The sequence below is a fragment of the Natrinema pallidum DSM 3751 genome (genome assembly GCF_000337615.1).
GTDB lineage: Archaea > Halobacteriota > Halobacteria > Halobacteriales > Natrialbaceae > Natrinema > Natrinema pallidum.
Genome location: NZ_AOII01000032.1, coordinates 47,681 through 69,556, shown reverse-complemented (window position 1 = coordinate 69,556; position 21,876 = coordinate 47,681). Strand labels below are relative to the sequence as shown.

15 protein-coding genes are annotated in these 21,876 nt (G+C 64.4%); 7 read left to right on the top strand and 8 right to left on the bottom strand.

Translation table 11 applies throughout. The features are described from left to right. Positions 1–172: 172 nt before the first annotated feature. Positions 173–1,123: a hypothetical protein gene (locus tag C487_RS04200; RefSeq protein ID WP_049907899.1), complete on the top strand. Its 951-nt coding sequence runs from the start codon at positions 173–175 to the stop codon at positions 1,121–1,123. A 614-nt stretch (positions 1,124–1,737) separates the two neighbouring features. Here C487_RS04200 and C487_RS04195 read toward each other — a convergent pair. From C487_RS04195 to C487_RS04180, 4 genes are all read right to left on the bottom strand, one after another. Further along, on the bottom strand, positions 1,738–3,807 hold the full coding sequence (locus C487_RS04195; protein ID WP_006184437.1) for a right-handed parallel beta-helix repeat-containing protein: 2,070 nt from the start codon (positions 3,805–3,807) through the stop codon (positions 1,738–1,740). A gap of 332 nt (positions 3,808–4,139) precedes the next feature. Continuing rightward, positions 4,140–5,603, bottom strand: coding sequence for a flippase (locus C487_RS04190; RefSeq protein ID WP_006184436.1), 1,464 nt, complete (start codon positions 5,601–5,603; stop codon positions 4,140–4,142). 33 nt (positions 5,604–5,636) lie between these two features. Then, positions 5,637–6,791: a Gfo/Idh/MocA family protein gene (locus C487_RS04185; protein ID WP_006184435.1), complete on the bottom strand. Its 1,155-nt coding sequence runs from the start codon at positions 6,789–6,791 to the stop codon at positions 5,637–5,639. A 557-nt stretch (positions 6,792–7,348) separates the two neighbouring features. Further along, the gene (locus C487_RS04180; RefSeq protein WP_006184434.1) at positions 7,349–7,945 is read right to left on the bottom strand and encodes a DUF7344 domain-containing protein; all 597 of its coding nucleotides are present in this window, start codon (positions 7,943–7,945) and stop codon (positions 7,349–7,351) included. 842 nt (positions 7,946–8,787) lie between these two features. Here C487_RS04180 and C487_RS04175 point away from each other — a divergent pair. Then, the gene (locus C487_RS04175) at positions 8,788–9,747 is read left to right on the top strand and encodes a transcription initiation factor IIB (RefSeq protein WP_006184432.1); all 960 of its coding nucleotides are present in this window, start codon (positions 8,788–8,790) and stop codon (positions 9,745–9,747) included. Here C487_RS04175 and C487_RS04170 read toward each other — a convergent pair. After that, entirely contained in the window at positions 9,740–9,928 is a 189-nt protein-coding gene (locus tag C487_RS04170; RefSeq protein ID WP_006184431.1) for a hypothetical protein, read from the bottom strand. The genes C487_RS04175 and C487_RS04170 overlap by 8 nt on opposite strands. Positions 9,929–10,061: 133 nt before the next feature. Here C487_RS04170 and C487_RS04165 point away from each other — a divergent pair, with 133 nt between their 5' ends. Next, a complete protein-coding gene (locus C487_RS04165) occupies positions 10,062–11,972 on the top strand; it encodes a DEAD/DEAH box helicase (RefSeq protein WP_006184430.1) in 1,911 nt (636 codons plus the stop codon). 155 nt (positions 11,973–12,127) lie between these two features. Further along, positions 12,128–13,867, top strand: a complete 1,740-nt coding sequence (locus tag C487_RS04160) for a helicase HerA domain-containing protein (RefSeq protein WP_006184429.1) — start codon at positions 12,128–12,130, stop codon at positions 13,865–13,867. Positions 13,868–13,992: 125 nt separating this feature from the next. On the opposite strand, the gene C487_RS04155 is transcribed toward C487_RS04160, so the two are convergent. Beyond that, positions 13,993–15,114: a DegT/DnrJ/EryC1/StrS family aminotransferase gene (locus tag C487_RS04155; RefSeq protein WP_006184428.1), complete on the bottom strand. Its 1,122-nt coding sequence runs from the start codon at positions 15,112–15,114 to the stop codon at positions 13,993–13,995. A gap of 242 nt (positions 15,115–15,356) precedes the next feature. Between C487_RS04155 and C487_RS04150 the strand changes: the two genes are divergently transcribed. Both C487_RS04150 and C487_RS04145 read left to right on the top strand, forming a co-directional pair. Further along, the gene (locus C487_RS04150; protein ID WP_006184427.1) at positions 15,357–16,985 is read left to right on the top strand and encodes an alkaline phosphatase family protein; all 1,629 of its coding nucleotides are present in this window, start codon (positions 15,357–15,359) and stop codon (positions 16,983–16,985) included. After that, on the top strand, positions 16,982–17,992 hold the full coding sequence (locus C487_RS04145) for a lipid II:glycine glycyltransferase FemX (RefSeq protein WP_006184426.1): 1,011 nt from the start codon (positions 16,982–16,984) through the stop codon (positions 17,990–17,992). Before C487_RS04150 ends, C487_RS04145 begins: the two co-directional genes overlap by 4 nt. Positions 17,993–19,000: 1,008 nt before the next feature. Here the strand turns inward: C487_RS04145 and C487_RS04140 are convergent. Further along, the gene (locus C487_RS04140; RefSeq protein ID WP_006184425.1) at positions 19,001–19,312 is read right to left on the bottom strand and encodes a MarR family transcriptional regulator; all 312 of its coding nucleotides are present in this window, start codon (positions 19,310–19,312) and stop codon (positions 19,001–19,003) included. Between the two features lie 388 nt (positions 19,313–19,700). On the opposite strand from C487_RS04140, the gene glmM reads away from it, so the two are divergent. Continuing rightward, the gene (gene glmM, locus C487_RS04135; protein ID WP_006184424.1) at positions 19,701–21,026 is read left to right on the top strand and encodes a phosphoglucosamine mutase; all 1,326 of its coding nucleotides are present in this window, start codon (positions 19,701–19,703) and stop codon (positions 21,024–21,026) included. Positions 21,027–21,110: 84 nt separating this feature from the next. Here the strand turns inward: glmM and C487_RS04130 are convergent, their stop codons facing one another. Next, positions 21,111–21,317, bottom strand: a complete 207-nt coding sequence (locus tag C487_RS04130) for a DUF7563 family protein (protein ID WP_006184423.1) — start codon at positions 21,315–21,317, stop codon at positions 21,111–21,113. Between the last annotated feature and the right edge of the window lie 559 nt (positions 21,318–21,876).

Below are 21,876 nucleotides of genomic sequence, written 5' to 3'. Positions count from 1 at the left end.
TTCGACAAAGAGTCGATTACGGCCACGGAAACTGTCATCAATTCGTTCATAAGTTCGTGGATAAATATCGATAGATTGTGACCCTATACCCAGTGTTAGAAATATATTCTGTAAATTTAAGCCATAGCTCCAAGAAAAAGTTTATGTGTGTAAGCCGGAGTTACGGACATGTATGGCGCAGAACCCCCGTACGTCCGAGACGGAATCCACTCCGACTGCAGGCCGTAACAGCGGATTAAGCCGCCGTAACTACGTTCGCTCGCTCGCCGCCGTGGCGACCGCAGCGACCGCGATCGGCGGGGCCGGCACGGCCGCCGCTCAGGACGACTACGAGGTCATCGAAGCCGAGGGACAGACGATCACCATCGACGCCGGTGAGACCTGGGAGAACAAACTCATCGATATGACGACCGGCCAGGACATCATCATTACCGCTCACAGCAGCGACTGGACGATCCGGAACGTCGGCTTCAAAGGCAAGAACACCTCCGGCACCGGGACCGCCACGTTCGGCATCTCCGATACGAGCGGCGGCACCTGTACCGTCGAGAACGTCTATCTCGGCGACGGCTCGAGCACCGGGAACGGGAACCCGAACGGCCACGGACAGACGGCCTTCTGGGTCGCGCCGGACCACAACGGCCACATCGACTTCGAGAACGTCAACATCCAAAAGTTCGCGGACAACGCGATCTACGGTTCCGCACCCGGCACCAAGGGTGGCGGAACGATCCACATCGACAGCAGTTTCGCCGCGAACTGTTACGTCTCGCACTTCCGACTGGCGACCGAAGGGAGCAAGGTCACGAACTCGAGCGTCTACGTCGACGGTAGTCACGGGTACGTCGGCCGCGGTATCTGGGGCTGGGCCCCGGGGACGATCGAGGTCGAGGACTGCCAGATCGAGATGAACGGACAGAACACCGCCATCGACGCCGGTGCGAACGGGAACCCGACCGAGATCGCCGTCACGAACACCGATTACGACGACGGGGCCGGCATCGCCGAACACGCCGGCTCGAACGTCCAACTCGGCGACGGCGTCGGGACCGACCCCGAGGCGTTCATCCCGCAGGGCGTCCCGACGAGCCCCGAAGAAGCCGCGGCCGGTTCACAGAAGTAACGAGGCTGCCCGTTTTCGCGGAGCATCGACCCGCTGACGCGACCGATCCCGCCCTCCGACGCGTGTACGTCCCCCCTCACACGCCGTTTCGGTCCCCGCTGACGTGACGCTCTCCGCCACGTGACGCTCGGTGCGCGGACGCTATCCCCGCGACCGGTTTTCCAGTCTCGTTTTTCGGACCTGATTCGAGCGACACACTGACTAGCCGCGTCTCCCCACGGTCTCGCGGGACGACCGCGACAGCACGACGGGACATCCGACGCTCCAACGGCAGTGAGCCGTCGGCGTGCAGAGAGCGGACTCGAGAACGGATCGCTTCCGCACCGGTCGTGGCCGCTGCCGTCGGGTGCGGTCGGCAGCGACCGACGGACTGTGGCGATGTGGACCGAGCGACGGAGAACGACGATCCGGAGGGAGGACCGGCAGTAATACTGTGTTACCCGTGAGTGCGTACCGATCCGCGACGGCGACCGCGCGCCGGTTACGGCGGAGGGCCGTGGCTGGCGGGTTCTTGCGGCCCGAGAATCGAACCGGAACGAGCAAAACAAGTAGATCGCGCCGATCACAGGTGCCGCATCGCGACTCACTGACGCTGCGTCAGTGACCGATGCCGACTACTGTTCGCGCGCGTTGTACTGTACGTCGACCGTCGCGTCGCCGAGGATCCGGAAGTCCTCGATATCGCCGTCGAACCAGTAGGCGTCGAGCCAGTTGCCGACGCCGCCGCGGACCGTCGTGTCCTCGACGATATCGTTCTCGTCGACCGACGCGTCGCGGTACTCGGCCTGAATGACCTTCCCGTCGACGCGGAACGAATACGTGCTCGGCTCGGCCGTTTCGGTTCCGTCGAAGACGACCGCGTGGGGGAGCAGTTCGGGGTCGCCGTACTCCTCGAGATCGATCTCGTCACCGTCAACGGTGATGGTGGGTGTCCCGTTGATCAGCGAAACGTCGGTTAGCGTCCCGGAGAAACGAAAGCGGAGGCTGCCGTCGGTGACGGTGCTCTGGACCGTCGAGCCGGAGATCGTCGTCGCCACGTCTTCCGGCGCTTCGTCGGAAGCGAGTTCGATGTTGCCGTCGACCGTGATCTCGAAGCCGACCGGGGTTCCCGTCCCCTCTACCTCGAGGACGTGAGGGAGGTCGGACCCGTAGTCGGCGGGATCGATACGATCGCCGTTGATGGAAACGGTACCCGGTCCATCGACGGTCAGTTGGTCGACCTCGCCGCTGTACCGGAAGGCGTCCTTCCAGTCGGCGACGACACCGTAGACGGTGCCGTCCTCGATGGCGTCCTCGTCGTCGATCGAGGCACCCTCGTACCCGCTCCGTTCGGCCTCGCCGCTGACGGTGAACTCGTAGCGAGTCACGTCCTCGTCGCTCCCGTCGATGACGATGATGTCGTCCAGAACGTCGTCGATATCCGCAGGGTCGATCTCGACGCCGTTGACCCGAACGGTCGCGTCGCCGTCAACGGACAGGCGCTCGATTTCCCCGTCGAAGCGGAACGCGTCGAGGTAGTCGGCGACGGTACCGCTGGCGCGGGTGCCGTCGACCGAGGCCGCCGCGTCGATCGTCGCGTTCTCGTCAGTGCTGGGCTCGACCGCCTCGCTGACGACGAATTCGTAGCTCGTCGTGTCCGACGTGCCGTTCCCGTCGAAGACGACCGTGTTCGCCAGCGACGAGCCGTCGGAGTCGTCGGTCGACGGCTCGGTGCCGGACTGATCGCCGGACGAACTGCCGCTTGCGGCCTCCTCAGCCGAGGTCGGCACCCCGTCGGGCATCGAGAGGTCGGGGTTCGAGCCGAGTCCGTCCCCGCGAGTGAGACGAACGTCACCGCGCTGGCTGATGCCGTCGAACTGCGTGTCCGCGATGCGGATTCGCGTCGTCTCACCGTTTCGACCGAGGTGGATCGCGTCGTTGTAGGAACCGGAGCTGAAGTCACAGCCCGTGACCTCCATCCGGCCGGGGTTCCAGCCCCAGAAACACCGACCGTTGTAGCGGCCGTTGCCGTCGTTGTACGCGACGGAGTCCGTACACTTCGAGCCGTCGGAGCTGAGACGGAAGCTCGAGACGTAGTTGTTCGCCGCGTAGCAACGATCGATGTGGACCGTGCCGCCGTTGCCGTTGTATCCGGGCGCGGACGCGTAAATCCCGTTGTTGGGCCAGTCCTGAACGTTACAGTGCCGAATGTCGATATGCCCGCTGTGTTCCGGCGCGACCCAGATCCCACACTGTCCGTGGGAACTGTAGCTGCTCGGGCGCACACAGCCGTCGCCCATATAGACGTTTTCGATCGTCGACGTGTTGCCGTCGACGTCGGCGACCGCGATCGCGTGTCTGTCGTAGCGGTGGGTCCCGACGAAGCCGACGTTCCGGATCGTCCAGTTCGTCGACTCTCGAGCGTAAAGCCCGAACCAGTTGCCGTTCGAAAAGTCGATGATCTTGTTCTCGAAGACCTCGCCGTCGTCGATGGTGTACCACTCGTTGGACGCCTCGATGACTTCGTAGTCGTCCTGGGCGGCCGCGGTACCGGTCGCGAACCCGCCGCCGATCACGGACGCCGCACCAGTCAGCTTCAGATACGAGCGACGGTCGAGTAATTCGTTGTTACCGCTCGTATCACTGCTTTCGAGGGCGTTATCCGCGGAATCGCCATCATCCAATACCGAATTGTCGCGTGCCATGCGTTCGGTTAAGGAGAATATGCCCCCATAAACTTTCCGCTTAAATCTGTATAAAATAAACAGAAGTTCAGATATTCATCGATGTTTGTTGGTTAGTATATCGTATTATAAGCTGTATGTTTTATAGTGGGACCGCAACACGGCGTCGCGGTAATCGTATATTACCGCCGTTTCGTCCGAACGCGCTGACACTCTCGCCTGTCGATCAGTCAAGTATTGCTGGTATCGAATACGTTGGGGTTTTCGAGCCGGTCATCGAGCGCCGACTCCCTCGGAGTCGACCGAGTCCGGGAGAAGCGCGCACGAACGGTGTCCTTCGTCGGCGGGGCGCGTCAGATGTAGGCTCGAATCTCGTAGATGTCGACGAGACCGCTCGCGACGGAGAGCACCGCCCAGACTGCGACGCCGACGGCGATGACCGCCAGCAGCGTGATGAGTCCGGTAACGAGCGGCTGTAACGCCACGACGGCGGCGGCCATCGCGACCGTCACGCCGCCGGCCGTCGCGATCGACGTCGCGAGCCGCCGCCAGCGCAAGGCGAGTTCCCGATCGATCAGATAGACGTTGTAACACACCATGAGCGCGTAACAGAGCGCCGTCGACATCGCCGCGCCGACGACGCCGATCGCCGGGATCAATACGAGGTTCAGTCCGAAGTTCAACGCGCCGGTGAGCCCCTTCCCGACCGCGCGCTCGGTCGCCCGACCCAGGTAATCGAGACTGTCGTTGGTGATCTTATCGATCGCCTGAAACAGGACGAAGACGCTGAACACCTGCAAGACGGGCGCGGCACCGGTGTACGCGTCGCCGAAGACGAACCGGACCCCGGGTTCCGCCAGGAGGACGATGCCGGCGACCGCCGGCAAATACACCAGGAGGACGTACTCGAGCGACTGCTCGTACACCCGAGCGGCGCGCTCGAGTCGTTCGGACGACTTGTGCTCGCCGAACGTCGGTGCGACGGTAAAGCCGAGCGAGTCGGCGGGCGCGATCACGAACGTAGAGATCTGTTTGGCGAGTTCGTAGAAGCCGACTGCGACCGGCGTCAAAAAGAACCCGACCATCAGCGTGTCGACGCGCTTGTACAGCACGTTCGCACCCTGTGAGGCTGTCAGCGGGAGACTGTACCTGCCGATCCGCGTCGAGAGCCCGGGCTCTGGGGATTCGGTCGCGGGGTACGACGCGAGGATTCGGTAGAGGAAGTACCCGCCGACGGCGACGGACACCAGGTACCCGGCGACGAAGCCGGCCAGCGCGCCGTACGCGCCGAAGCCGGCGACAAGGAGGAGCACGATGCAGCCGAGTCGGCTGACGCTCGAGACCGTACTGGTCGCTGCGGTCAGGGTGACTTCGCCAAAGCCTTGGAACGCGATCAGCAGGTAGCCGTGGGCGACCTTGACGACGATGAACGCGATGCCGAGCGCCAGCAACGGCTCTAACCGCGGTTCACCGTACGCGGCCGCGATCGCGCCGCGACAGAGGAAGAACAGGACGCAGACGAGTCCGACGGTAACGACGTTGAACGCGATCGAGGACCGGACGATGTGGCGGATCTGGGTGTCGTCCGTTTCCCGGTACTCCGTGACGAACCTCGCCATCGACTTCGGAATCCCGAGGGTCCCGAAGAGGGTCGCGATCGAGAAGACCGCGATGGCGAGGAAAATGAGGCCGTACTCGTCGGGCGAGAGGAACACCCGCGTGAGCAACAGGGTGATGGCTCCTTGCGCGCCGAGTCGAAGTAGTTCAGCGCCGAACGTGGCCGTGACTCCGCGGACGATGCGCTGTGACAGTGACATTGGAAAGCGAGGAGGGCTGGGCTACCGGCAGTTCTAGAGGTCGGTCGAGACGGACTCGGCGTCGGAGGTTTCCTCGGCCGCGTCGTCGTCCGCCGCGTCCGCCGTCTCCGCTCCGTCCGCCTCGGGACGGGGCTTTGCGGCGTCGCGGATGGTCTCCATGATGCGGATCGTCCACTTCGACTGCTTGAGGGGCACCGGCACGTCGGCGTCGCCTTCGATCGCATCGACGAATCCGTCGAAGATCGCACAGTGGGAGTTCGTCTCCGTCTCGGTCTCCCAGCTATCGTCGAACCGAGAGGTGGCGACCGATCTCGCGTTCTCGAGCGTGCTGGTGACCTGGGCCAGCGAGACGTCGAGGCTCTTCTTCGAGCGGGCGATGACCGAGGACGTGTAGTCCTCGTCGACCTCGTAGAGCGACTGGTTGATCTCGTCGACCACGAGGGACTTCTCGGAGCCGGTGATCACGTGGAGGCGCTGGGGGAGCGTTCCCGAGAGCATCGTCACGGTACAGAGCGCGCCGTCCTCGGAGACGTACTGGACTTGCGCCTGATCGTACTCGAAGTCCTCCTCGTAGCGGTCCGAGAGGACGGTCTGTGCGGAGATGTCGTCGTCGCGTTCCGGCCAGCCGCCGATGCCGAGGACCGAGTAGATCGGGTGTGGCAGTCCCTCCTCGAACTCGCCCCCGGGCAGTTCGAACACCCACGAGCCGCGGTTGACCTGATCGGGCGGCGTCAGTCCCGCATAGAGGGTGTCAACGGACTTGATGTGGCCGAGTTCGCCGGCGTCGATCAGCTCCCGGGCCGTGCGAACGGCCGGATAGAACAGGTGGTTGTGGATGACCGTTGCGGGCGTTTCGTGCTCGCGAGAGAGCGCCTGCAACTGCTCGACCTCCTCGGCGGTGACGGTAGCGGGTTTCTCGATGATGACGGCGACGCCGGCTTCGATCGCCTGCCGAGCGATATCGAAATGCGTCTGAACCGGTGTACACACGTGCAGACAGTCGAGTTCGTCGAGCAGTTCGGTGACGTCCGTGACGGCCATCGTCCCGAACTCCCGAGCCCGCTCCCTGGCCAGGTCCTCGTCGAGGTCACAGACCGCGACCAGTTCCATCTCGGGGTTGTTCCGCGCTCCCGCGAGGTGGGCCCGCGAGACCGTTCCTGCGCCGACGACTGCGGTTCGAACGACCATGAGCGGACGGACAGGACGCCGGTCATTAGTTTTAGTCCGATTACTTCACGAACCCTAACTCGCCCTCGAGACGGCGACCGGGTATGGGCCTGCTACCGACAACGAGGGTCGACCCGCTGAGATCGACCGCTCCCTCGGCCCGGGGCCGGAAGCGCGAAAGCGGTCCCTCATCGAGTCGCGACTCGAGGTCGGGTCACTCCGAGGACGAGTTTCGGCGGCCGAGGTGGCACGAGTTGAAAGACGGCTCCCGCGCCGGGAACAGCTGCTGGCACGCGACTGCTCCGGTATTGGATGACGGTCGTCGGGAGCCGGTCGAACATACGTAATCGTGTGATAAAAACCTTCTCAGCGATCCGAGACGAAGGTGGCCGAATCGACAGCCGGCGACACGCCGATGGCGTCGAGCGGTGGCCGCGCCGACCGTGGTCGCGGCACTCGAGCGAGTGGCGGCAGGAGCGCAGCGACTCACCGACCGAGACGCCCATCACTCGAGCGGACGGACTGACAGGAGAGTCGTCGCGGATTCGGGACACGGGAGCGCCGTCACGAACGTCGGGTCACTCGATCCGGGACAGTTTGCCGTCGACGGTGCGTTCTTGCGAGCGGTTCCGAACGACGTGAGCGACCGAGAGGCAAAAGAAGGTGACGACGACGGCACCAGCGAGGCCGAGCATCGGGAGTGTCGATAGCAGCGGTGCGCCGAGCGCCGCCGCGCCGAGAAGGGCGGCACCGACGACGCTGAGAGCGGCATACCATCGATCCCACCGGTCCTGTCGGTGGCTGTCCGTATCGAGGTACATCATCAGCAGGTCCGCGTTGTCAGCGAGCGAGATCAGGCCCCGGTCCTGGTCGTATTCGACGATGCCGGCGTCGTCCATCTTCGGCAGGTGGGTCTGGTAGAGGGCGACGTAGACACGTTTCCGCTGATCGGAACTGAGCGCGTTGACCTCGGTATCGTTCTCCCAGGCGGCGATCTGTTCGGCGAGTTCACCGAGCGTAACTGTTTCGTCGGCTTCGAGCAAGTACGCGAGGACTTCCCGGCGACGGCGATTCTTTAAAAGCTCGAAAATGACGTCCTTCGAGAGGCGTTCGTCCTCGTCGGCCTCGGCAACCGAGGCGATTTCGTCGGGCAACGACGTATCGATCGAGGACATTACGACGACCCTCCGGTTGTAGAGACACCATTCGAGTTCGGCACCGGTCGGACCTGCTTCCCGTCACTGGAACGTCGTCCCGACGGCGACCGCTGTACGTTCGAACGGCGAGTCGAAATCACGATTGACACACCAGGTTGTACACCAACAGAGATACTCTTAAGCACGGCCACGTTTCGCACCGTCTGCAAAGGAGGTACGGAACGACTTCTCGACGGCACTCCCGCGACGCTCGGCCGCCGCCATGGCGGGCGATTTCGAACGCCCGCGTCGCCGCGTCGTATCTGGCGATTGCACCCGTATATCGGCGGCGTACGAGCGGTCGGCTCGGCGAACGGCCACCGACGAGCACGGTCCGGGGGACTACGTACTAACACAGCACTGGGTCCGAAGGTTCGAACCAACCAACCTAAAGGCGAGCGACAGTTCACAACCGAACGACGGATTTACGTCATGAATGGGCGATTTATGTCGACAGGGCAGAACAACGATCGCCACGATTCATGTATTATGTGTGCATTGCCCACGGTGGGTCGAAGCGACCGATCCATGGTCGTTTCACCCGGACACGACCGATGGGACACGGTCTCGATACGGCTGCCGCTCTGTTTGCTCGAGGCAGTTGGCGGCCGTATCGATCATCTGCCGTTCTCTCTTCGAGCGGTGGCGGTCATCGCCCGCCGTCGCGCGAACGACACCCCGCCGTAACCGGGTATGTAATTCGCCGCGTTCGCTCGGGCGAACCCTCACGCAGACTGACAGCCGGCGGCATCGTAAGTCGGTGTTTCCCGCGAAACCATGTGAACCCATTACAGTGCCGGCAGGGTTTCCTCCGGCTACTGATGACGCGGTCTATCATCGATCAACGCAGCACCGAATCAGAGTCGACGGAGGTCGAGACCGGTCTGTGTCCCGACTGCGAGACCGACACGATCATCCACGACCCGGATCGCGGTGAGCAAGTCTGTGCGGAGTGTGGACTCGTCCTCACCGAAGACCCGATCGACTACGGGCCGGAGTGGCGCGCGTTCAACGCACAGGAACACGACGAACTGTCGCGCGTCGGCGCGCCGCTGACCCAGTCGATGCACGACCGCGGGCTCACGACGACCATCGACTGGCGCAACAAGGACGCCAACGGCCACTCGATGTCGGCGGACAAACACGGCCAACTCCATCGACTCCGGGTCTGGCAGGAACGCATCCGAACGAAGAACGCGGGCGAACGGAACCTCAAGTACGCCCTCTCGGAAATCGACCGCATGGTGAGCGCGCTCGGGGTTCCCAAGCCCGTCAAGGAGACCGCGAGCGTCATCTACCGACAGGCACTCGAGCAGGACCTCATCCGGGGCCGATCGATCGAAGGCGTCGCGACCAGCGCGCTCTACACCGCGTGTCGAAAGGAGGACATTCCGCGCAGTCTCGAGGAGGTCACCTCGGTCGCACGCGTCGAGCAACGCGAGATCGGTCGAACCTACCGGTACATCGCGGACGAACTCGACATCAACCTCGAACCGACGAACCCCAGACAGTTCGTCCCGCGGTTTTGTTCGGAACTCGACGTCGATACCGACGTCGAGACCAAAGCAATCGAGATCATCGACCGGACGACCGAGCAGGGGCTCCACTCGGGCAAATCACCGACAGGGTTCGCCGCCGCGGCCATCTACGCCGCCGGGCTCCTCTGTGACGAGACCATCCCCCAGCGAGCGGTCGCCGAAACCGCCCAAACGACGGTCGTCACCGTCCGCAACCGATATCGGGAGCAACTCGAGGCGATCGATCAGCAGCCGGCTACATGATCGACCGCTCGCCCTCGCTGGTGCTCTCGGTGTAGAGCCGTTCGTCGGCCAGCGCGTGGAGGTTCGCGTACGGGATGAAGGCGATGAAGGTGCCGTCCTCGTCGTACAGTTCGACGCCGTTCTCGGCGTGGTCGTACCGATCGCATTCGATCTGTCCTTCGGGAAGGATCGCGCGGTACATACCGGAACGAAACGCCGTCCAGCCAAATATAGCTATCCTGGTTCGGGCGTCCGATCACCACGGATAGGGACGCTCGACGACCCACCGTCGGCGAGCGAAATCGGTTTATCCGCACCGACGTTACGACTCGCCAGTGACCGACGACCGTTCTTCGACGCCCGCCGACGAGCAGCGAAGCGACCCCGCAGCGTCGGGTGACACGGAGCCGATCGACGCCGGCGACGAGAACGAGCCGGGCGACGCCGAGTTCACGATCGCCGACTTCCACGACGCCAGTCAACGGGAGGGACGACCCGTACTTACCGCCGCGGCCGTCTCCCGTGCGCTCGAGATTCCCCACGAGGAAGCGACCGCACGACTCGAGGCCCTCGCCGACACGGGCGACATCGAGCGCCACGCCGTCTCGACGGACCCCGTGGTCTGGTATCCGAGCGAACTCGAGGATTTGACCGACCGCGAGCGGGTCGTCGTCTTTCCGAAACGACGGGAGATCATCGTCGACCGCCCCGAGCAGTTCACCCGCGCGCAACTCTCGCAGTTCGCCCACCTCGCGGACGGGAACGGCGAGCAGGGCTATCGCTACGTCGTCCGGCCCGAGGATATCTGGGGGACGCCCCACGACTCCTTCGACGAACTCGCGCGGACGATGCGACAGGCGCTCGGCCAGCGGGCCGACCAACTCGAGGACTGGGTCGAGAGCCAGTGGGACCGTGCCCACCAGTTCCGCCTGACAACCCACGAGGACGGCTACACCGTGCTCGAGGCCCAGAGCCCCGAGATCATGGGCAACGTCGCCCGCCAGAAGCTCGACGAGGAACACGTCCACGCGCCGATCTCCGAGACGGAAGACTGGGTCCGGGAAGGGGCGGAGGCCGCGATCAAGCGCATCCTCTATGAAGCCGGCTATCCAGTTCAGGACCACCGCAAACTCGAGTCCGGCGAGGAACTGGCGACCGACCTGCAGGTGTCGCTGCGGGACTACCAGCGGACGTGGGTGGATCGCTTTACAGAGGCCGGCGAGGGTGTCTTCGTCGGTCCGCCAGGCAGCGGGAAGACGGTAGCTGCGATGGGCGCGATGGCCCACGTCGAGGGCGAGACCCTCGTCCTCGTGCCGAGCCGCGACCTCGCCCAGCAGTGGGCCGAGACGATCGTCGAGTACACCTCGCTCGAGCCCCATCAGATCGGCCAGTACCACGGCGGCCGCAAGGAGGTGCGGCCGGTGACGATCGCTACCTACCAGATCGCGGGGATGGATCGGCACCGCTCGCTGTTCGACGACCGCGAGTGGGGGCTGGTGATCTTCGACGAGTGCCAGCACGTCCCCTCGGACGTCTACCGGCGGAGCACGCACCTCCAGTCCAAACACCGGCTCGGGCTGTCGGCCAGCCCGATCCGGGAGGACGACCGCCAGACGGAGATTTTCACCCTCGTCGGACCGCCGATCGGCACCGACTGGGAGGCGCTGTTCGACGCGGGCCACGTCGCCGAACCCGAACTCGAGATCCGGTACGTGCCGTGGGGCGACGACGAGCAGGCGAACGCCTACGGCTCGGCCGACGGCCGTGAGAAGTATCGGATCGCCGCCCGCAATCGGGGCAAGATCGACGAGGTCCGCTACCTGCTGTCGGCCCACCCCGACGCGAAGGCCATCGTCTTCGTCGACTACTTGGAGCAAGGCGGGGAGCTCTCCGAGGCGCTCGACGTACCCTTCCTCAGCGGCGAGACGCCACACCACGAGCGTCGGCGGCTGCTCGAGGAGTTCCGACGGAACGAGCGCGATCTGTTGCTCATCTCGCGGGTCGGCGACGAGGGGATCGACCTGCCGACGGCCGATCTGGCGATCGTCGCCTCGGGGCTGGGCGGCTCGCGCCGGCAGGGGACCCAACGTGCCGGCCGGACGATGCGGCCCGCCGGCGGCGCGCTCGTCTACGTCCTCGCGACCCGCGGGACCCGCGAGGAGGACTTCGCCCGGAAGCAACTCCAGCATCTGGGTCGCAAGGGGATGACGGTCCGCGAGCGGACGGTCGAGCGCGACGCGGATTGATCGGACTCGAGAACGCCCGTCGGCCGCACCCACCGCGGCGCAGGCGGCGGTTGCCGGCCGACGGCGACGGCGGACGCGAGGCCAATATTGAAGGTTGCGTGTTCGGACTGTACAGATAGTATGAACGAACCGCGCACGACCGGGGTGGTCGATCGGTGAGCGACGGCTCCAGGCAGCGCCTGATCCACGTCGGCGAGACGGCCGACGGAGCCGATCTGCAGCTGCCCGTCGTCGAACTCCTCACCGGTCGCGGGTTCGTCACCGGCAAGTCCGGCTCGGGGAAGTCAAACACCGCGTCGGTGATCGCCGAAGAACTGCTCGAGGCCGGGTATCCCCTGCTCATCGTCGACACGGACGGGGAGTACTACGGGCTCAAAGAGGAGTACGAGATGCTCCACGCGGGGGCCGACGAGGAGTGTGACATTCAGATCGGGCCGGAACACGCGGAGCAGATGGCGACGCTGGCGCTCGAGGAGAACGTGCCGGTCATCCTCGACGTGTCGGGGTATCTCGACGAGGACGTCGCGGACGAACTCCTGCGGAAGATCGCCCGGCAGCTGTTCGTCAAGGAAAAAAAGCTGAAGAAGCCGTTCCTGCTGGTCGTCGAGGAGGTCCACGAGTACATCCCGGAGGGGGGCGGCGTCGGCGAGACCGGCAACCTGCTGATCAAGATCAGCAAGCGCGGCCGGAAACACGGCCTGGGAATCGTGGGAATCAGCCAGCGACCCGCCGACGTGAAGAAGGACTTCATCACACAGGCAAACTGGCTAGTATGGCATCGGCTGACATGGGACAACGACACGAAGGTCGTCGGCCGGATCATCGACACCGAGTACTCGGAACTCGTCTCGGATCTCAACGACGGACAGGCGTTCGTCCAAACCGACTGGACCGAAGTCGACGTCCGGAAAATCCAGTTTCGCCGGAAGCGGACCTTCGACGCCGGAGCAACGCCCGGCCTGGACGACTTCGAGCGCCCCGAACTCAAGTCCGTCTCCGACGCGCTGGTCGGCGACCTCCAGGACATCTCCGAGCGCACGGAGCGCGAACAGGACCGCATCACCGAACTCGAGGCCGAACTCGAGAAAAAGCAACAACGGATCGAAACGTTGGAGGACGATCTCGCCTCGGCGCGTGATGTCTCGAGTGCGGCCAGACAGATGGCCGACGCCTTGCAGAACACGGACACGGTCCAGTCGCAACTTCCCGGCGGCAGCGAGGACGTACGCCGACTCCACGAGGAGATCGCCGAGCTCGAGGCCGAGCGAGACGAACTCGAGGCGGACCTCGCCGCGCGCGACGACCGTATCGAGCACCTCGAGGAGCAGCTTGCGGATCGAGCGGCGGAAGTCGATCGACTCCGGAACGAAAACAAGCAGTTGCGCGCGGTCGTCCGCGATCTCGAGCGCGAGGAGCGTCCCGAGCGGGATGCTGACGATGCGACGGTCGGGGCCGACGGCAGCGGTGCCGACGCGGACGGGTCGGCGATCGTCCAGGCCGGCGGTGACGACATCGAGTTCGGATACACGCCCGCCGACGCGGACGCGGCGTCGGAGACGGACACCGTGGACGAGCCGGGGTCCGTCGTCATGGACGAGGAACGCGACCTCCCGGACCTGCTCGAGACCCGGTGGATCAACGAGCGCGTCACCCGCGCGTGCGAGGGGTCGCAGTGTTCGCGCGAGACGGCCGCGGAGATCCTGGGCGTGTTCGCGCGAGACGGCCCGCTGGAGACGGTGGCCGTCGCCGCTCGAGTCGATCGATCGCGGGTCGCAGTCCAGAGTCTCGTCTCGGAGCTCCGGACGGCCGGGTTGCTCGAGCGGGCCGGCGAACGGACGTACGCGCTGGCCGGCGACGTGCGGGCGGAACTGCCGGCCGCGGCGGCGGGCGAGTAACGGAGTGCGCTCCGATCGGATCGAAACGGGCGGGCGGCGCTATAGTCGCCACCGAAATTCGAGACACGCCCGACCGCATGACGGTTTGTGGTCAGTGTCTCGACCGTTTCAGTAGCGACGATCCGTCACGGTCGAAGCCGATCGCCGACCGTCTCGATGGCCGACGGCTCGATCCCCTGATGGACGGGAAGCGCGACGAGATCGTCCGCGAGTCGGATCGACGTCTCGTACGTGTCCGCCTCACGGACGGTCTCGCGGAGGATCGGCCAGGAGTGGGCACCGACGACACCACGTTCCTCGAGCGCCGCGAGAAACGAGTCGCGATCGGCCGTTCGGACGGGGAACTCGTACGGGCTGATACCCTCCGGCAGTCGGTCGTAGAGCGGTCTCACGTCCTCACGGTCGGCGACGACTCGCCGCCACGCACGGAAGTTCTCCCGGCGAGCAGCCCGGATCGCATCCGGGTCGACGGCGTCGGCGACGATCGCGGAAAGCTTCGACATCGGGACTTTGGCGGCCTCGTATCGGCTGTCGGGGTCTACGGACGACGAGTCCACCACCCCGTCAGCGAGGATCGCCTCGACCGAGCGGTACAGCGACGGGCTGGTCCGAAGGACGCGTTCGGCGATCGAGGCGGCCACGAACCGGCAATCAGCGGTCGCGATGCGATTCGACCGGCCGGCAAGCGACGAGGGCGCGAACTGCGCTGTGACCGTCTCGTCCGTACAGTAGAGGACGGCCCCGTCGGGAACGGGGAGGAGTTTCCGCAGCGTCGTAATGCCGAGATCACCGTGCGTGCCAAGCAGGGTCCCGTCGCGGACACTGAGCGGTGAGTGCGCGTTATCATCGACGTGATAGCAGTCGTACTCGTCGGTCAGCGCGGCGAGTCGTTCGAGGCCGGGCTGGGGGAAGCCGAAGTAGTTGACCGATACGACGGCGGCGGTGTCGGCGTCGATCCGTGCCTCGAGATCGGCGAAATCCGGTGCGAGCGACTCTTCGATGGCGTAGTACCGCGGCTCGAGGCCGAGTTCGTGGAACGGCTCGACGACGGCGGGCGAGAGGAAGGCGGGAACAATGACGTTGTCGCCGGGGTCGACGAGTCCGGCGAGGCCGTCCCGGAGTGCAACTTTCCCCGAGCCGTAGTACGTGTGCGTGCTGTCGGGTGCGTACCGGTCGATGAACGCATCGATCCCCGGCCCCGTCCCCGAAAATGACGCGTCGAACACCGACGGCGTGGCATCGATCATACGAAGCGGCGGGACGGGAAGCCAGTAGTAGAGCCGATCATCGACGTAAGACGGACCCAGCCGCGCCCTTAGTGATAGGGGCGATACAGCCCACGGTCGCGTGCCAATCGCGTCTTACAGTCAACCGGCGCGATCGACACTCACATCGTTTGAACTGCTATTCCGCCCGTAGAACCGCCAGTACGAACTTACAGTCGGCCAGCAGTTGCATAACAAAGCACGGGCGAACGGACACCGCGTCCATGGCAGGTTCGACCGACAACAAAGACCTTCGTCTGCTCGTCGTTGGGCTGGACGCCGGCTGTCGGCCGGTGCTCGAGTCACTGTTCGAGTCGGGCGAACTTCCAACCCTCGAGGGGCTGTTCGATCGCGGAACGGCGGGACCGCTCGAGTCCCAAATTCCGCCGTGGACGGCCAGCGCCTGGCCATCGCTGTACACTGGCAAAAACCCGGGCAAACACGGTGTCTACGACTTCCTCTCGTTCGACGGCTACGACTGGGACGTCGTCAACGCGACCCACGTCAGGGCGCGGCCGGTCTGGGAACTCCTGAGCGAGCACGGGTTCTCGAGTGTGGTCGTCAACGTACCCGTGACCCATCCAGCACGGGCGTTCGACGGCGCGTTGATTCCGGGACTGACCGCGCCCGAGAACCCGGACTGCCACCCCGATGGGATTCTCGAGGACGTGAAACTTGCCTGTGGCGGCGAGTACTGGGTCTATCCGCAGAGCGGGCCGGCACCGGACCGATCGATCGAGGGATACGTGCGGACGATCGAACTCCGTGGGAACGCGTTTCGCTATCTCACACGCCGTATAGCGCCCGATTTCGGCTTCCTCCAGTTCCAGCAAACCGACTCGGTGTTTCACGAACGGCCCGGTGACAAACGGGCGATCGAAGCGGTCTACCGCGAGGTCGACAGACAGCTCGCGGCGACCATCGAGCGAACCGAGCCCGAGAACGTGCTGGTCGTCAGCGACCACGGCATGGGGAAGGTGACCGGCGACGAGTTCCGGGTCAACGAGTTCCTCCGCGAGCGCGGCTACGTGAGCGCTCGCAGCGGCGGCGACGGAATGCCCGACTGGTCGAAGTCCTGGGAGAACGATCTACTCGAGGGAGCCGAGGCCGGCGATCACACGGCAGGCCCGCTCGAGCGGGCGATGAACCTCGCCGCGGGCGTCGGGCTCACGACCCAGCGGGTGGCGAGCGCGCTCGACCGCGTCGGACTGAAAGAACCGATCGGCAAGCGCGTCCCGAACGACATGATTCGAGCCGCGAGCGAACAGGTCGACTTCCCCGAGTCGAACGCCTACGTCCGCTCGAAGAGCGAACTCGGCGTCCGGATCAATCTCGCGGGCCGCGAGCCGAACGGACAGGTACCGCCCGGGGAGTACGAGACCGTCCGCGAGGAACTCATCGAGACGCTGTCGGCCGTCCGAACGCCCGACGGTGACCGGATGTTCGACGCCGTGGAACCGAGGGAGCACTACTTCGACGGCCCACACGTCGACGAGGCACCCGACATCGTGACGGTTCCGCGGGCGTTCGATACGGCGATCGACGCCAGCCTCGGGAAGGAGCGGTTCGGCGATCCGATGGAGCCGTGGAATCACAAGCGAACCGGCGTCGTCGCGGCCGCCGGACCGGCGTTCGACGAGTCCGTCTCCCTCGAGGGAGCGACGATTTTCGATATCGCGCCGACGATCTGTTCGCTCTTCGATATCCCGATCGACGCCGCGATGGACGGGACCACGCTCCCGGTTATCGACAAGACTACGGAGCGACCGTATCCGGCGTACGATCCGGAGCCGATCACGGCGACCGACGACGAGACGGTCGAAAACCGACTGTCCGATTTGGGGTATTTATGAGCGTGGAAATCCGCGCCCTCGACCCACGGATCAATGCCGACGAGTGGAACCGCTACGTCGAGCGCTCCGACGGAACGAATCCCTTCTTCCGGGCGGAAGCGCTCCGGTTACAGGCCGAGGACACCGGATCGACACCCTATCTGCTCGCCGGCTTCAAAGGCCAGGAGCCGGTCGGCGTCTTTCCCGTCTTCGAATACACGAGGGGGCCGGTCACCGGTGCGTTCTCGCCGGCTCCCCACTCGTGGACGTCGTACCTCGGCCCCTCCTTGCTCAACGTGGACAAACTCAAACGCCGGAAGGCCGACCGGCGAACCAAACGCTTCATCGAGGGCTGTCTCGAGCGGATCGAAGACGAAATCGCGCCGCTGTACAGCAAGTTCGTCACGGCGGAGTTCGACGACATCCGGCCGTTCGTCTGGAACGAGTACGATGTCGAACCCGGTCACACGTACGTCGTCGATCTCGAGGGCAGCGAGGACGAGTTACTGAAACGGTTCAGCAGCGACGCGCGGAGTAACATCCGGAACGCCGACGGGGACCGCTACACGATCGCGGAGGGTGACACCGACGACGTTGCGCGCATCGTCGAAAAGGTCCGCGACCGCTACGAGAGCCAGGGCCAGCCGTTCCGGCTGAGCACCGACTTCGCACGGTCGCTACACGAGACGCTGCCCGACGGCGCGATTCGACCCTACGTCTGTCGCGTCGACGGCGAGTTTCTCGGCGGAATTCTGGTCGTCGAGTCCGACCGAACGCGGTATCGATGGCAGGGTGGTGTCAAGCCGGACGCCGGCGTCGATATCGCGATCAACGACCTGTTAGACTGGCACGTCATGCGCGACGGCCTGCACGGCGGCATCGACGAGTACGACCTCGTCGGGGCCGGCGTCCCGAGCATCAACCGGTACAAGGCGAAGTTCAACCCCCGCCTCGAGACCCAGTACGAGATCACGGCCGGCGTGTTCGGGATCGATCTGCTCGTCGATCGGTATCAGAAACACCGGTAAGGCAGCCGTCGAATACGCCGCATCGACTCGGCTGACCCCGAACTCTCGTGACGAGTATGCAGTTGGCAGCCGATCGGAGGGCCTCAATGATCGAAAAGACGTCCAGCACAACTGGTCGAGCCGGCCGAAAGGGGAGTTGCAGGATTGTGAGAACGTGATGCAACGCGTGAGTTCGTCTATGATCGCCTCAAATTAGTCACATTCCCTCGTCGTCGTCAGAAGAGTCGAGTTGATACGCCCGTTTTCACGGATTCCAACGTGGGTAGTAGAGGCATTGCAATCGAATCGGTCGCGAGGGATGTGCAGTGATTCTTTCGCGTCAGTTGTCACGGGCTGTATCCGAACGAGATAGGTTGCCGGCTCTAACAGTGTGAGTGAGAGATCAGTATCGGACGGGAGCCGATACGTGCCGCTGAGAACAGCGGACTCAGTTGGCTGCTCAAATATTTCGACAGTTATTCCGAACGTCTCGGCAGTTGCGTTCCAAATCCCTATCTCATGAGGTTGGTTCTGTTCCGGGTCTGTTACTGTATTTTCACTCCCTATTTGAAAATCTAGATACGTATATTCCGGAGCATACTCAGGTAACTCCGAACGGTCTGTGTTACTTGTAGTGGAAGAGTTAGGTGGTAACGAAGCCCCCCGTTGTGATCGACTTTGCTTGCTTTCCGACAGGCATCCAGAAAGGGAGATAGTACCGATGGATAGGGCCTTCAGTAGTTTCCTTCGGTCCATAGCATCACATAACCCACGAAGATTAAATAGCCTATGTAAAAACCCTATAGTTCAAATTGATTAATTCAATATATCTAAGATTGGCCTGTCTCATTCGTCTCTGTCCTTCCAATGTACTGATCTGGATGGAGAGAGAGTGAAAGTGAGCACGGACCAAGCAGACGGTGACTCTGGTGGTCCCGTTTTTGAGATGAGACATGAGTCAGCATTAATCAGCGCTAATTGGGAGAGTGTATCAACAGGTTCCCGGTGAGATACCAGCCGATGGCCGTGTCAAGGTGTCTCCGGGTCGACGAGCTGATACTTCGACTGACGGGCGTCCTCGAGACAGGCGCGGCTGGAGATCAAGTCCTGCTCCTCGAGTTTCCCCAGCGCGTAGCGGACGGTTCGGGAACAGAGCCGCGACTCGGCCGCGATCCCCTCCTGGGTCAGCGGGGCTTCGTATTCGAGGACCTTGTAGACCAGTTTCGCGCTGGGCGGGAGTTCGGAGAGACCGCTCTCACGGTCCCACTCGTCTCCGCCGTCACCGCGGTCGTCGGTCTTGCTGTCGCCGTCGAGTTCGGCGTCCGGTTCGGTCGTGCTCATCGGTGTCGACCACTCCGTTCGGCCCTCGAGCGGTCTGTGTGGCTGCCTCGGGGCGACGGTCGGTCGTCGTTCGTCGCGTCGGTCGGTGGGAGCCGCGGCGTGGGTCCGTCGGCCGCCGGAGTCCGTCCGGCGGCGGAAGGCTCTGCCGGTCTCATTCTCACTCGAGCGTACCGGCCAGACTCATATAGACAGCACCGACAGTTCAGAAATCTAGGGGACAACTAACGATCGAGCGCCGCCGGCCCGGCCGAGTCGGGCCGTTACGAACGGCGGTCGCCGGGCGAGCCTCGAGACGACGACACAGCGGCGGCGCACGGACCGAAACCGCGGCCTGACCGTCGTAGTTAACCCGTGCATAGTAAGGCACTCGCCGCTCTCAGAAGCGGCTATGTTCGGAACCAGCGGCATTCGCGGACGGGTCGGGAGCGACGTGACGGCGGAGCTGGCACTGTCGGTCGGCCGAGCGGTCGCCTCGGAGGGATACGAGCGCGTCGTCGTCGGTCGCGACGTCCGCGAGAGCGGGCCGATGCTCGTCGACGCGGTCGGCGCGGGGCTGCGCGAGTGCGGGGCGGACGTGATCACGGTCGGCGTCGAGGCGACGCCGACGATCGCCCGCGCGGTCGCCCATCTCGAGGCCGACGCGGGCATCGTCGTGACGGCCTCGCACAACCCGGCGACGGACAACGGGATCAAACTCTGGAACCCATCGGGGAAGGCGTTCGGCCCCGACCAGCGCGCGGCGATCGAGCGACGGATTCGCGAGGACGACTACGAACTGGCCGACTGGGACGGCGTCGGCGACCGCTATCGTCGCGAGGGCGTCCGGGACCACCACGCCGCCGCGATCCGGGACGCGGTCGCTCTCGAGCGCGGGCCCAGCGTCGTCGTCGACGTGGGGAACGGTGCCGGCGGGATCACGGCGGCAGTGCTCGACGACCTCGGTTGTCAGGTGCGAACTCTGAACGGGCAGGAGGACGGCTCGTTTCCCGGGCGGCCAAGCGAGCCGACCGCGGAGACCCTCGAGACCCTGTCGGCGCTCGTCGCGGAGACCGCCGCCGAGGTGGGAATCGCACACGACGGCGACGCCGACCGGATGGTCGCGGTCGACGAAACGGGAGCGTTCGTGCCGAAGGACGTTCTTCTCGCCATCTTCGCCGGAGAAGCGGCGGGCGAAGGCGACCGCGTCGCCGCTCCCGTCGACACCAGTCTCGCCGTCGACGACGTACTGGCCGGCGTCGGCGCATCGCTGACCCGGACGCGAGTCGGGGATGTCTACGTCGCGGAGCGAACGACCGAACCCGATGTCGTCTTCGGCGGGGAACCGAGCGGTGCCTGGATCTGGCCCGAGGAGACGCGGTGCCCGGACGGACCGCTGGCGGCCTGTAAACTGGTCGAGTTGGTCGCCGACGGAGGACCATTGTCCGACCGCGTCGCCGGAATCGATCGATATCCGCTCCGGCGAACGTCCCTCGACGTCGCGGATAAAACGGCGGTTATGACCGACGTGACTGAGCGCGTTCGAACGCGATACGAGGAGGTCGACACGCTCGACGGTGTCAGAGTCGAGACCGAGGACGGCTGGTTCCTGCTTCGCGCCAGCGGAACTCAGCCGCTGATCCGGGTAACCGCGGAGGCGCGGTCGGAATCGGACGCGGCGGACCTGTTCGAGACCGCGAAGGGACTCGTCACCGAGACGACGGCGGCAGACCACTGAGGACAGCGAGGAGCGGTCCGAGTCAGTTCGATACCGAGACGGCAGCGCCAGCGGCGCTCAAGGGGGGACATCCGGACGGACCGGCTATCTAGCTTCTTCGGGAATGAAATCGGAGGTCTTCATCTCGCGGTACGTCGCACAGTCGGGACAGGCATGGACGACATCGCGGTTATCACCGAAGACGCGGGCGAACTGACGCGTCACCTGGTTTCCGCAGTTGACACAGCGAGGGGCGCTCGTTTGCGATCGTGACGACATCGGCGTCCACTTCGCGGATTGATCCGTCGACATCAACAGCCCGTACCGACAGAACGGTATTTACTATAGACTGCATAATCAACTGGCCCGTCGTTAGTCGGGGCTTTCGGTCGTGATCTGGCAGTGAGCAAGACACTCCGAATATCGAGAGTGTCGACGCCTCGCGCGAGAGAAAGAGATCGTTTCGAACGAGTAATCCGATATTACGCGGTCGGCACACCGGCTATCGGCCGGCCGGTGAGGCGTCGAACGGGTCGGTCGACCCTCCCCGCCTCCGGACCGTCGGGAAATATCGTCGGGACCGTCCGCTCGAGCACCGGTCAGGCACGATCCGGACCGCCCGTAGCTATCAGGTGTGCCCTTTATATCACGGGCGATTCCTAGTTCAATTGGAGGGTATCGGTCGATACCCACGAGCCGGGTGGTCCGTCGCCGCGGCTCGATCGCACAGACCCTCCACGTTCGATTCCGACATCGTTCGAGTACGGGTCGCGACCACCGACGCCGTGCGGACCGGGCTACGGGGGTGGTCTCAGGTCCTGCGGCTTCGATGACCCTACTCGAGTCCGATCGGCGTCCCGCCTCGTCGCAC

Coding starts and splice junctions, on each gene's coding strand:
- C487_RS04170 (WP_006184431.1), bottom strand. CDS start 9,928: ATGTACCGCGCGATCCTTCCCGAAGGACAGATCGAATGCGATCGGTAC.
- C487_RS04190 (WP_006184436.1), bottom strand. CDS start 5,603: ATGTCACTGTCACAGCGCATCGTCCGCGGAGTCACGGCCACGTTCGGC.
- C487_RS04185 (WP_006184435.1), bottom strand. CDS start 6,791: ATGGTCGTTCGAACCGCAGTCGTCGGCGCAGGAACGGTCTCGCGGGCC.
- C487_RS04155 (WP_006184428.1), bottom strand. CDS start 15,114: ATGATCGATGCCACGCCGTCGGTGTTCGACGCGTCATTTTCGGGGACG.
- C487_RS04180 (WP_006184434.1), bottom strand. CDS start 7,945: ATGTCCTCGATCGATACGTCGTTGCCCGACGAAATCGCCTCGGTTGCC.
- glmM (WP_006184424.1), top strand. CDS start 19,701: ATGTTCGGAACCAGCGGCATTCGCGGACGGGTCGGGAGCGACGTGACG.
- C487_RS04175 (WP_006184432.1), top strand. CDS start 8,788: ATGACGCGGTCTATCATCGATCAACGCAGCACCGAATCAGAGTCGACG.
- C487_RS04200 (WP_049907899.1), top strand. CDS start 173: ATGGCGCAGAACCCCCGTACGTCCGAGACGGAATCCACTCCGACTGCA.
- C487_RS04195 (WP_006184437.1), bottom strand. CDS start 3,807: ATGGCACGCGACAATTCGGTATTGGATGATGGCGATTCCGCGGATAAC.
- C487_RS04140 (WP_006184425.1), bottom strand. CDS start 19,312: ATGAGCACGACCGAACCGGACGCCGAACTCGACGGCGACAGCAAGACC.
- C487_RS04145 (WP_006184426.1), top strand. CDS start 16,982: ATGAGCGTGGAAATCCGCGCCCTCGACCCACGGATCAATGCCGACGAG.
- C487_RS04130 (WP_006184423.1), bottom strand. CDS start 21,317: ATGTCGACGGATCAATCCGCGAAGTGGACGCCGATGTCGTCACGATCG.
- C487_RS04150 (WP_006184427.1), top strand. CDS start 15,357: ATGGCAGGTTCGACCGACAACAAAGACCTTCGTCTGCTCGTCGTTGGG.